The organism is Nocardia sp. NPDC003345 (assembly GCF_053589395.1).
Window position 1 is genome coordinate 1 of the sequence record NZ_JBSFRU010000216.1, and the last position, 11,290, is coordinate 11,290.

Below are 11,290 nucleotides of genomic sequence, written 5' to 3' on the forward strand. Positions count from 1 at the left end.
TGTGGACCGATTCGCCAGATTGCACGAGGTTGCCGATACCGATTTCGTGACCGCCCCCGCGACCGCCGCGCCCGCCGAGATCTTCGACCGGCTGGAGTCCGCCCATTCCGGGCTCGCCGTACTGCTGGATCCGGACGGCACCCTCGCCGGGGTTCTGACGCGCACCGGCGCGGTGCGCCACGGTATCTACACCCCGGCAGTGGACGCGGAGGGGCAGTTGCGGGTGGCCGCCGCGGTCGGCATCAACGGCGATGTTCCGGCCAAGGCCAAGGCACTGGTCGACGCCGGCGCCGATGTGCTGGTCGTGGACACCGCGCACGGGCACCAGGTGAAGATGCTGGAGACCCTGCGAGCCATCCGCGATCTGGGCCTGGGCGTCCCGCTGGTGGCCGGGAACACCGTCTCCGCCGCGGGCACCCGCGATCTGATCGCCGCGGGCGCCGATATCGTCAAGGTCGGTGTGGGGCCGGGCGCGATGTGCACCACCCGGATGATGACCGGCGTCGGCCGGCCGCAGTTCTCCGCGGTGGCCGAATGTGCCGCGGCGGCGGCCGAACTGGGCGCCCACGTCTGGGCCGACGGCGGTGTCCGGCATCCGCGCGATGTCGCGTTGGCCCTCGCGGCGGGGGCCTCCAATGTGATGATCGGCTCCTGGTTCGCCGGCACCTACGAGTCGCCCGGTGATCTCCGGGTGGACCGGGACGGCAACGCCTACAAGGAAAGTTTCGGCATGGCCTCCAAGCGCGCCGTCGCCGCGCGTACGGCCGCCGACCGCGGCTACGACCGGGCCCGCAAGGCACTCTTCGAGGAAGGCATCTCCAGCTCGCGCATGCTGCTGGACCCGGAACGACCCGGCGTCGAGGATCTCATCGATCACATCTGCGCCGGCGTCCGCAGCGCCTGCACCTACGCGGGCGCCCGCACACTCGGCGAGTTCCACCAGCGCGCGGTGCTGGGTGTGCAATCGGCCGCCGGATTCGCCGAGGGCCGCCCGCTGCCCGGCGGCTGGTGAGACCCGGACGATCCGCCGCGGGTCCGTTCGTCCGGGCGCCGCACCGGCTACCGGCCCATGCACCCGGGTGCCCGGGCCGGTAGCATGAGGACCGCCGACCCCGTCGGCTGCCGAATCGATCAGGACGAAAGGAACCAGTTGTCACCCGCGTCCGAGGGCGCCACTCAGGAGGGCTCATCTATCGAGCCGGGTGACAGACCCGGCGTCCCTCCCCCTCCGGCCCTGCCCGCACCGCCCGCCGATCGAGCGTTCTCCGCTGTGATCCCCGCCGGGTGGTGGTGAAATGGCCGTTCTGCTCACCATCCTCAGTTTGGCCGGCTTCGTGGCGCTCACCGCGGGTACCGCCCTGTTCGTCGCCGCCGAGTTCTCGCTGACCGCCCTGGAACGCAGCACCGTCGAGGCGCAGGCCCGCGACGGCGACGTCCGGGCTCGCGCCGTCCGCCAGGCACACCGCACACTGTCGTTCCAGCTCTCCGGGGCCCAGCTCGGCATCACCATCACCACCCTGATCACCGGTTATATCGCCGAACCGGTGCTGGCCCGGCTGCTGCACCCGCTGTTCACACTGGTCGGCATACCGGATTCCGCGGCCATCGGTATCGCCCTGGTCCTGGCACTGATCCTGGCGACCTCGCTGTCGATGATCTACGGCGAACTGGTTCCCAAGAACATCGCCATCGCCGCGCCCATGGCGACCGCACGCGCCACCGCGGGTCCGATGGTGGCGTTCTCGACGGTGTTCAAGCCGATGATCCAATTCCTCAACGGCTCCGCCAACTGGGCGGTCCGCCGGTTCGGAGTGGAGCCGGCCGAGGAACTGCGCTCCGCGCGCTCACCGCAGGAACTGGGCTCGCTGGTGCGCACCTCGGCCCGGCACGGCGCGCTCGACCAGCGCACCGCCCAGATCCTGGACCGCTCCCTGCAGTTCGGCGCGCGCAGCGCCGAGGAGCTCATGACTCCCCGGGTCAAGATCGAATCGCTGGACCGCACGGCCACCATCGCCGATCTGCTCGAGGCGGCCGCCCGCACCGGGTTCTCCCGGTTCCCGGTGATCGACGGCGACCTCGACAACACCCTCGGGGTGGTACACGTCAAACAGGCGTTCACCCATCCCGCGCCGACCCGCGGCGGTGTCGGGCTGGACCGGATCGCGCAGCCCGTTCCGGTGGTCCCGGCCAGTCTGGACGGGGACGAAGTACTCGAACGCGTCCGCGCCGACGGAATGCAGGTCGCGCTGGTCGTCGACGAATACGGCGGCACCGCCGGCCTGGTCACGATGGAGGACATCATCGAGGAGATCCTCGGCGATGTCCGCGACGAACACGACGAGGAGGAACGTGACGTCCGCCGGGTCTCCGACGGCTGGGACTGCTCCGGCCTGCTGCGTATCGACGAGATCTATCGCGCCACCGGTTATCTCGCGCCGGAGGGCGATTACGAAACCCTCGGCGGCCTGGTGCTGGCCCGGCTCGGCCGCATTCCGGTGACCGGCGATATCGTGGTACTCCCCCAGCGCCGCGGCCATGACCGCAACCGCGTCGACGGTCCCGGCGGCTGGCTGGCCCGCGTCGAGCGGATGGACGGGCGCCGAGTGGACCGGATCCGCCTGGTACCGGTGGACGCCGACGCCGTGGTGCGCCGCGAACACCGGCCCTCCGGAGTGGAGTCGCGTCATGGGTGATCTGCTCGCCGTCGCCTTCACGGTACTGCTGCTGGCCGGCAACGCCTTCTTCGTCGCCGCGGAATTCGCGCTGATCTCGGCGCGCCGCGACCGGCTCGAGGCACTGGCCGCCCAAGGTAAACGAAATGCCGACACCGTGATCCGGGCCGGTCAGAACCTGTCCATGATGCTGGCCGCCGCCCAGCTGGGCATCACCATCTGCTCGATCCTGCTGGGCCGCGTCGGCGAACCGGCGGTGGCCCATCTGCTGGAGCAGCCGTTCGAGCTGATCGGGCTGCCGGAGGCGCTGCTGCATCCGGTGTCGTTCGTCCTGGCGCTCACGATCGTGGTGATCCTGCACATCCTGCTGGGTGAGATGATCCCGAAGAACATCGCGCTGGCCGGGCCCGAACGCAGTGCGCTGCTGCTGGTGCCGCTGCATCTGGTGTGGTTGCGGATCGCCCGGCCGCTGATCGCGATCTACAACTTCGCCGCCAACCTCACCCTGCGAATGTTGCGCATCGAGCCCAAGGACGAATTGGAGGCCACCGTCTCCAGTGACGAACTCGCCGAGATGATCGGCGAATCGCGTTCGGAGGGTCTGCTGGACGAGGAGGAACATCGCCGCCTCACCCAGGCCCTGGGTACCGGGGAGCGGTTCGTGGCCGAGGTCATGGTGCCACTCGATCGGGCCCGCACCGTGCCGTTGCGAAGCGGCGGCACCACCCTCGGCGATATGGAGACCGCGGTCGCCGAAACCGGCTTCTCCCGGTATCCGGTCCGCGCCGAAGACGGTTCACTGGTGGGCTATCTGCACGTCAAGGATGTGCTGGACAAGGTCTCGGACGAGAACGCGGGCCCGAACACCGAGATCCCGCGCAGCGATATCCGGCCGCTGCCGACCGTGTTGCTCGGGACCACCCTCTACGAGGCGCTGGCGCGGCTCCGGCGGACCAGCAGCCATCTGGGCCGGGTGGTGGACGCCCGGGGTAACACGGCGGGGATCGTCGCGCTCGAGGATCTCGTCGAGGAGTTCGTGGGTACCGTCCGCGACACCACCCACCGGGTGGCCGAATGACCGCGGCGGTCACGGGCACGGTGCTCAGCGAGACCGAATGGCGCGGCCGGGCCGCCGCTCATCGGGCCCGGGCCGACAGCCTGGCCGGGGACCATCTGCGGCGGCGCGCGGCAGGCGCGAAGCATCCGGTGCTCGATTTCCTGTTCACCTATTACGGCCACAAACCGGCACAGTTGCGCCGCTGGCATCCCGGCTTCGGTGTCGTCCTGGCCGACGCCCCCGAATACCTCGGGCTGCGGGGTTACCGGCGGGCCGGGCCCGGTGCGGACCAGCCGCGTCCCGCGGTCACCGCCGACCCCGGATTCCTGCGTGCCCGCGCCGGCACCCTCGGCTATATCGCCGGCCTGTTGCGGGCGACCGCCGCCCGCCCGCCCGCCCTCTCGTGTTTCGGGTTGCACGAGTGGGCGATGGTGTACCGCGCCCGCGAGGTCCGCCACGACGCGGTACCGCTGCGGCTCGGCGCCGACGGCACCGACGCCGTCGTCGAGTCGATGCCGGTGCGCTGCACGCATTTCGACGCTTTCCGTTTCTTCACCGAATCGGCCGTCCCGCGTAACCACCGGCCGCTCACCCGCGACGGCCAGCGCGACAGCGAGCAGCCGGGCTGCCTGCACGCGAATATGGACCTCTACAAGTGGAGCTTCAAACTGACACCGCTGGTGTCCTCGGATCTGGTACTGGACTGTTTCGGTCTGGCCCGCGCCGCCCGCGAACTCGATATGCGGGCCAGCCCCTACGACCTCCGGGACTACGGCTACGAGCCCGTGCCGATCGAAACTCCGGCGGGCCGCGCCGAATATGTCCGCGCGCAGGCCGATATCGCCGAGCGGGCCGCGGTGCTTCGCGGACGGCTACTGGAGACCTGCGAGGGTCTGCTCGGCGCGCAGCGCTGACCTCGAACCTTCCCGAAAACCCGGACCGGGCGTTTCCCGGATCGCTACCATCACTGGACAATTCCGGGACCGTGTACCGAACTCGTCCCGGCCGGGTCGGGCGAGACAGTCCGGGAAGTACGAGGATGCAATGGAGCGTCCCTTCGGAGCACTGCGCCGCACGAGGGCTTCGGTCCTCGGCGCGGTCGTCGCGGTGGTCGCGGTCCTGCTGCCCGGTAGCGCCGGCGCGGACCTGCAATCCGATATCCACGATCAGGTCCGGGAATTCCTCGACGTGGGTCGAACCTCGGTCCCCCGCGCCGCGTGTGGTCCCGGTTCGCTCCCCGAAACCGGGTTGCAGGGCGATGTTCCGGCGGCCGACCGCGACAGCGGACGCAGCACCCACGGCTACCGGTGCAATATGTCCATGGTCGGCCGGTTCCCGGGGCGCGGAGCGGGCATCACCTCCACCAGCTTCGAGCACTGCGCCTATATGGGGACGTTCTTCCCCGGTAATCTCCTGCATCAGAACGGGGGTGTACAGGTCCTCGACGTCTCCGATCCGGCGAACCCCCGGCCGACGGTGACTCTGAACGAACCGGCCATGGTCGCCGGGACGTGGGAGAGCCTGAAGGTCAACACCCGGCGCAAATTGCTGGTGGGAACCGGGGTGCCGCTGCTCGTCGGGGCCGGCTACCTCTCGGTCTACGATGTATCCGACTGCGCCCATCCCCGGCTGCTCAACCCGGGTCCCGGCACGAATCTCGGGATGCCGCTGCCGATCACCACCCACGAAGGTGGCTTCTCCCCCGACGGCAACACCTACTGGGCCTCCGGAATCACCCCCGGCTTCCTGAGCGCAATCGATCTCACCGATCCCGCGAACCCGCGGGTGATCTGGCAGGGTCTCACCGGTCTCACCGCACACGGCTTCGGGGTGAGCCCGGACGGCACCCGCCTGTACCTGTCGGCACTCAGCGGGGTCACCGTTCTCGATGTCGGCGCGGTTCAGCGTCGCGAACCCGACCCGCAGGTGCACCACCTCGGGCGGATGTTCTGGTCGGACGGCTGGGCCACCCAGCACAGCATCCCGGTCACCTACGACGGGCGGCCGCATATCTATACCGTCGACGAGGGCGGATCCGGCGGGGTGAAACTCATCGACGTCTCCGAGGACGCGGACCCGCGGGTGGTGGCGAAGATCAAACTGGAGATCAACCTGCCCCAGCACCTGGACAGCAATATCGGCTCGTCGATGGGCGGATCCATCTTCGCCTACGAATCCCACTACTGCACGGCCGACCGGCCCGCGAATCCGACGGCGCTGGCCTGCGGATGGGTGTCCTCGGGAATCCGGGTGTTCGATATCCGCGACCCGGGCGCCATCCGCGAAATCGCCTATTTCAATCCACCGGCCCGGACCGGCCGGAACCTGGAACTGGTGAACTCACCACACGCGCTGGCCTCGTTGCTCGGCATCCCGGCCATGACGGCGCCCAGCGCGGCCCGGGCGGTTCTGGAAGGGCAGTTCGATCCGTCCCAGGCGCTGAGCTCACGGGCCGGCAAGCTCGCCTTCGGCGATGTCTCCACCGACTGGTGTATGTCACCGCCGGAATGGCGCGGCAACGATCTCTACGTCACCTGCTCGGACAACGGTTTCATGGTTCTGCGCATCGACGGGACGGCCTACGCGCCCCCGGCCGATCAACAATCCGTCGTCGGCTCCTGAATCCGTCACCCGGATACGACGGAGCCCGGGCGCCCCACCGGGGGCCCGGGCTCCGGAAACGGTCGTTCAGCGGCTCACAGCGGCGGGAATCCCGCCGACCCGGTGGCCACCCAATTCCAGAACTCTCCGGCTCGCTGCACGATCAGCGCGGCGATATCGAGCGCGGTACTACCCATTCGAGCTGTTCCTCACTTCGGCTTGCAGATACGACCGCCCAGACTAGGGCGTGGCCCGCCGCTCCGGCAACACGGGACCGCGGCCGGTGTCCCGAGTACGACAGCCGGGCCGGTGTCAGTCCAGCGGCTGGCGCGGCCACTGCCGGCCACTCAGCGCCAGGGTCGCCGGATCGGTGGTCAGGGTTCCGACATCCTCGGATTCCCGCGCGGGCCCCGCGACCGCGATACTGCGGACCTCGAGTTCGGCGACACCGACCAGCACTACGAGCCCGACCACGACCAGCGCGACCGTGGTGAGCAGCGGCGTGAGCAGTTCGACGGGCGCCACGCCCTCCGGTGTCCCGTGGTGCTCGCCGTGGTGCGCGCTCATGGCCGCCATTCCGGTGTAGTGCATCCCGCAGACCGCGACGGCCATGATCAGCCCGGCGCCGACGGTGTTACCCCAGCCCTGGACATGCAGCATGAACCACAGCGCGGCCGTCGCGGCCACGACCGCGATCACCAGGGACAGCAGCACCAGCCCGACGCCGTACTCCATCGACGCCCCACTGTTCATCGCGGCCATTCCCAGATAGTGCATGGCCGCCACCCCCAGGCCGGTGACCGCGCCGCCCAGCGGCAGTGCCACCGCCTCGCGGTGCCCGCGTACCACGATGGCCAGCCCGGCCAGCACCACCACGATCGCGATGGCCGCGCTGAGCAGGGTCATGGGCATGTCGTACCGGATGCTGGTCCCGTCGATCGTGAACCCGAGCATGGCCGTGAAGTGCATGACCCAGATGCCCGCGCCGCCGAGCGCGACCGCCGCCGCGACGAGCCAGCCGATGGCGGGACGGGCGGTCCGGGCCCGGACCGCGCACCGCAGGCCCAGCACCGACCCGACGAACGAGATGAAAAAGGCCAGGACAGGAGTCACCCAGCCGTTGCTGAAGTGCTCGAGGTGTAGCACGTCTCTACTCCGCTGTAGTCGTCGATTTCCGAACCAAGGCCTCGTGGACCATAGTTCGACGCGCCCGCACCGGGCTGCGGCGTAAAAATTTCACCCCAGGTGGGCCCGCGACCGCCACTTGATGTCACAACTGAGCTACCGGCCCGAGTGCCGGATTCACGTCAGCAGGTACGCCGGGGTGGCGGGCGGCGCCACGTTGTAGACGAAGTTCCGCCGCAATCCGTGGTACGCCTCGCCCTCGTCGAAGAAGTTCCGGCGCATCTGCGCCAGCTCCTCGGCCCGGTACCGGGCCAGCGGTTTGACCGATTCGTCCGCCTCGCGGCGCTGTTTCTTCGCGGTCAGCCGCTCGGCCAGTTCGGGCGCGTCGGCCAGCGCGGCCGCCTCCCGCCGGACCCACTCCCGGAACCGCTGGGTGGCGCCCGGTACGACCCGGTCCACCAGCCCGATCTCCCCGGCCTCGGCCGCGCCGACGGGCAGCGGGTCCCGCGTCAGCCGCGCGGCCTCGGCGGTCCCGACCCGGCGCGGCAGCGAGTAGGTCCAGTATTCGGAGCCGTACAGGCCCATCAGCCGGTAGTGCGGATTGAGCACCACCGACTCCCGGCACCACACCTCGTCGGCGGCCAGCGCCAGCATCACACCTCCGGCGGCGGCGTTACCGGCGAGCGCCGAGATGACCAGGATGTCGGTTGTGGTCAGGATCGCCTCGACCAGGTCGTTCATCGCGTTGATATTGCGCCAGGACTCCTCGGCGGGATCGTCGGCCGCTTCGATGACGTCGAGATGGATTCCGTTGGAGAAGAAATCCCGGTCCGGTCCCAGTACGAGCGCCCGGATCGGGCGGTCGCAGGCCTGCCGATACGCCGCGAGCAGGCGCCGGCACTGCGCCGTGCTCATCGCACCACCGGCGAACGCGAATTCGAGGTACCCCACCGAACCCTGTTCGTGATAGCGCAATTCCGACCAGGTATCGCGCATCGCGGCCTCGGCCGGCGGCACGGGGTTCTCCGCGATATCACCGGGCAGGTCCGCGCCGAGCGCGTCCACGGCAGGACGTTTGAAGGTCTTCGGGCCGCCCGGAACGCGCCGGGCGCGCAACTGCGGCAACCAGACCGCCCCGTCCACCGTGGCCCGGCAGATGGCGCCGTCGCGGGTCGCGAGCACCGCGCCGGGTGCCCCGCGCAACCGATCTTCGTAATGGCCGCCGTGCAGGAAGTATTCCCGGCCGAACAGTTCGTCGAGCACACCCGGCTGCGAATCGGCCGCGCGCAGTTTGCGCAGGACCGTCTCGGTATCGTCGGCCGACCAGTCGATGCGCCGGTTCTCCTGGGAGTGATACGGCCGCAACCGTCCTCGTACGTCCGCGCGGGCGTAGTCCAGGGGTTCGGGATCCACGGTGCCGTCGGCGAATCGCCGCACCGCCAGCAGCACCGCCGCGACGGCGGCATCGGATACCTCGTTGCGGTAGAGCTCGCTCTTTCCGCAGAGGGCCACCGGGAACGGTACCGAGGCCCAGATCGGACCGGCGTCCATCTCCTCGACGGCCTGCAATACCGTGACGCCCCACTCCCGCGCCCCGGTCGCGATCGCCCAGTCGAGCGAGGACGGGCCGCGGTCGCCCATCGGGCCGGGATGCACTATCAGCACCGTGTATTCGGTCCAGATGTCCTCGGGAATCGCGGTGGTGAGCATCGGCGCCAGGATCAGCTCCGGCCGGAACCGGGCCACCCGGGCCCGCAGCAGATCGTCGCCGAGCGCCAGCTCCACCCCGACCGTATGTCCGAGGCGGCGCAGTTCGGTGTGGACGCGCTGGGTGAGACTGTTGAAAGCACTGGCGACCAGCAGGACGCGCAAGGTTTCCTCCATCGGGCGGGGCCGAATACCTCGAACCCCAAGTACGACTGTCGCTTCCCGAACAAGCTAGCCCCACGCGGTTGCGCACGCAGCCCGGGGGACCGTATCCCGGACCTGGAGTGACCGCAGTGACAACGCGGGTACATCACGCATCACCGCGGTCGTGGCAGGCCCCGGCAGAGTGTGCCCGCGACCTCCCGGCTCGGCGACACCGCAACACCTCGGCAACCGCGGTGCCGCAACCGATCACCCGCGGGCCCTCGGTACACCGGTCACGAGCCGATATGTAGTCCGAAACCGGTCGACCCCGCCCTCTCGCGGCCCGGTTCGAGCCGGAGCCGGCGATCGTAGTCACCGCCGGCCTGCCGCCGGTAGGCGATCGGTTCGAGCCGGTCCAGCGCACCGACCCGCTTCCGGAAATCGGTGGAGATCTCCGCGAATCTCTCGTCGTCCACGCCGATCGCACCGTGCACGACGAACGGCTCGAGCACATCCATGCCCGGGTAGTACAGGATGCCGTGGTGGATGGGGAACAGCAGATCGTCGAGGGGGCCGTTGATTCCGCGCTCGGAGTAGGCCGGTTCGCGCCCGCCGATCGCGACCACCAGCATCGCCCGGCGGCCCGCCAGCACGCCGTCACCGTAGCGCGGTATCGCCGTTCCGCCCGCGCCGTAGGCGAATCCGCAGGTGAACACCCGATCGACCCAGCCCTTCAGAATCGCGGGCATGGAGAACCACCAGAGCGGGAAGTGCAGCAGGACGGTATCCGCCCACAACAGTTTCTCCTGCTCGGCCCGGATATCGGCGGCGAGTGTGCCGTTGTCGTAGGCCGCACCGGAGGCGAGCATGAAGTTCGTTTCCGCCACATCACCGAAATCCGCCGCGTCGGCGTGCGCCTTCCAGCCCATGGCGTAGAGATCACTGACCCGGACCTCGTGGCCGTCGGCCCGCAACTGGTCGACGGCCACATCTTTCAGTGCCCCGGTCAGCGAATCGGGTTCCGGGTGCGCGTACACGATCAACACCTTCATACCGGGAGCAACCACGACGGCCCGGTCCGGCATTCCACGGCCTCGCGTGACCGGGCCGGCGGCAGGAACGAACGCAGCCCCCGGCCCGCTCGATGCGGGCCGGGGGCTGCTGGTCGATCACCTGACGGTCAGGAGCCGTTCTTGGCCGCCAGCGCCTTGGCCTCACGGCGACGGCGGTGCAGGATCGGCTCGGTGTAACCGTTGGGCTGCGCGGTGCCCTCCAGGATCAGCTCCTTGGCCGCCTGGAATGCCACGCTACCGGCGAAATCGGGCGCCATCGGGCGGTAGGCGGCGTCCCCGGCGTTCTGCCGGTCGACCACGGGGGCCATCCGCTCCAGGCTGGCCACCACCTCATCGGCGGTCACCACACCGTGGCGCAGCCAGTTGGCCATGAGCTGGCTGGAGATGCGCAGAGTGGCGCGGTCTTCCATGAGCGCGATATCGGAGATGTCGGGCACCTTGGAACATCCGACCCCCTGGTCGATCCAGCGCACCACGTAGCCGAGGATGGACTGCGAGTTGTTGTCCAGCTCCTGCTGCTTCTCTTCGTCGGTCCAGTTCGTCCGGGCCGCCAGCGGAATCTGCAGGATGTCGTCGACGCTCGCGCGCGCACCACCCTTGGCGATCTCGGCCTGCCGCTTGAACACGTCCACCAGGTGGTAGTGGGTGGCGTGCAGGGTGGCGGCGGTGGGCGAGGGCACCCATGCCGTGGTCGCGCCGGCCTTCGGATGGCCGATCTTCTGCTCGAGCATCCCGGCCATGAGATCCGGCATGGCCCACATACCCTTGCCGATCTGCGCCTTGTGCGGCAGACCGGTCGCGATTCCGGTATCGACGTTCCAGTCCTCGTAGGCCAGGATCCAGCGCTGGGTCTTCATCTCCGCCTTGCGGATCATGGGCCCCGCCTCCATGGAGGTGTGGATCTCGTCGCC

At 69.3% G+C, this 11,290-nt stretch carries 8 protein-coding genes and 1 pseudogene; 5 read left to right on the forward strand and 4 right to left on the reverse strand.

What is annotated here, in order from left to right:
* The 5 genes from ACWDU1_RS21695 to ACWDU1_RS21715 form a co-directional block, all read left to right on the forward strand.
* Positions 1-1,012, forward strand: a 1,012-nt coding sequence (locus ACWDU1_RS21695; protein WP_450000988.1) for a GuaB1 family IMP dehydrogenase-related protein, incomplete at its 5' end; no start/stop codon positions are given.
* 283 nt (positions 1,013-1,295) lie between these two features.
* Entirely contained in the window at positions 1,296-2,693 is a 1,398-nt protein-coding gene (locus ACWDU1_RS21700; protein ID WP_450000990.1) for a hemolysin family protein, read from the forward strand.
* Positions 2,686-3,750: a hemolysin family protein gene (locus ACWDU1_RS21705; protein WP_450000991.1), complete on the forward strand. Its 1,065-nt coding sequence runs from the start codon at positions 2,686-2,688 to the stop codon at positions 3,748-3,750. The genes ACWDU1_RS21700 and ACWDU1_RS21705 overlap by 8 nt, the downstream gene beginning before the upstream one ends.
* Positions 3,747-4,643, forward strand: coding sequence for a 3-methyladenine DNA glycosylase (locus ACWDU1_RS21710; RefSeq protein ID WP_450000993.1), 897 nt, complete (start codon positions 3,747-3,749; stop codon positions 4,641-4,643). Before ACWDU1_RS21705 ends, ACWDU1_RS21710 begins: the two co-directional genes overlap by 4 nt.
* 130 nt (positions 4,644-4,773) lie before the next feature.
* The gene (locus ACWDU1_RS21715) at positions 4,774-6,351 is read left to right on the forward strand and encodes an LVIVD repeat-containing protein (protein WP_450000994.1); all 1,578 of its coding nucleotides are present in this window, start codon (positions 4,774-4,776) and stop codon (positions 6,349-6,351) included.
* A 291-nt stretch (positions 6,352-6,642) separates the two neighbouring features.
* On the opposite strand, the gene ACWDU1_RS21720 is transcribed toward ACWDU1_RS21715, so the two are convergent.
* The 4 genes and pseudogenes from ACWDU1_RS21720 to ACWDU1_RS21735 form a co-directional block, all read right to left on the reverse strand.
* On the reverse strand, positions 6,643-7,476 hold the full coding sequence (locus ACWDU1_RS21720) for an MHYT domain-containing protein (protein WP_450000995.1): 834 nt from the start codon (positions 7,474-7,476) through the stop codon (positions 6,643-6,645).
* A gap of 156 nt (positions 7,477-7,632) precedes the next feature.
* Entirely contained in the window at positions 7,633-9,339 is a 1,707-nt protein-coding gene (locus ACWDU1_RS21725) for a hydrogenase maturation protein (protein ID WP_450000997.1), read from the reverse strand.
* A gap of 260 nt (positions 9,340-9,599) precedes the next feature.
* Positions 9,600-10,358 carry an NAD(P)H-dependent oxidoreductase gene (locus tag ACWDU1_RS21730; RefSeq protein WP_450000999.1) on the reverse strand — a complete coding sequence of 253 codons (759 nt, stop codon included), beginning with the start codon at positions 10,356-10,358 and terminating at the stop codon, positions 9,600-9,602.
* A 128-nt stretch (positions 10,359-10,486) separates the two neighbouring features.
* Positions 10,487-11,290: pseudogene (locus ACWDU1_RS21735) on the reverse strand (malate synthase G); the annotation flags it as partial.